Source organism: Aphanothece microscopica RSMan92 (assembly GCF_046613545.2).
Classification (GTDB): domain Bacteria; phylum Cyanobacteriota; class Cyanobacteriia; order PCC-6307; family Cyanobiaceae; genus NIES-981.
On sequence record NZ_JBKKKY020000331.1, the window covers coordinates 1 to 635 of the forward strand.

The 635-nt window shown below is 62.4% G+C and carries 2 protein-coding genes; both read right to left on the bottom strand.

Features of this window, described 5'->3' with window-relative positions:
- Positions 1-193 (bottom strand): sugar phosphate nucleotidyltransferase (locus ACLD7X_RS17825; protein WP_425625459.1); only part of this gene is annotated, 193 nt, incomplete at its 3' end.
- A gap of 97 nt (positions 194-290) precedes the next feature.
- On the bottom strand, positions 291-635 hold a 345-nt coding region (locus ACLD7X_RS17830), incomplete at its 5' end, for an EamA family transporter (protein ID WP_411425028.1).

The following is a 635-nucleotide window of genomic DNA, read 5'->3' on the forward strand; positions in this document are numbered from 1 at the left end:
TGAAGCGGAACGGGTCTGAGGTGAGAACGAGCGGCGGTGCCAGTCCCGGTCCCGACAGCCGCCGTGCCGATGCCTGGAACAGGCTCTCATCGCCGAGGAGTGGCACGAATTGCTTGGGAAAGCGCTGACGGGAAAGGGGCCATAGCCGTGTTCCGCTGCCCCCGCAGAGCAGGACAGGATAGACCAGCCTCAACCTCCGTAGTTCTGCGCGCGCGCGATGCTTGCCTGAAGCTTGAAAATGACACAATACGGAGATTTATACAATCAATGATTGCCGTATCAGATGCCGGTCAGGCCACCCGGATCAGCATTGCGCCGACAACGATCAGAACGGCGCCCCCCAGCCGTGGCAACGTCACGGTCTCCTTCAGCACCCGCATCGAGAGCAGCATGACCACGAGTATGCTCGTCTCGCGCAGGGCGGAGACGCTTGCGATCGGCGCCACTGTCATCGCCCAGATGGCGATCCAGTATGCCCCGCCGGACAGGAGTGCGCCGCCAATTCCCGTCTTCCAGTAAGGCGCCACCTCGCGCAGGATGCGGGGGCCGCGCATGGCCAAGGCCGCGATCGACAGGAAAATCGCATCGAACACGAAGACGAGCCCAGTATAGCTCGAAGGTTCGCCTGAGATGCG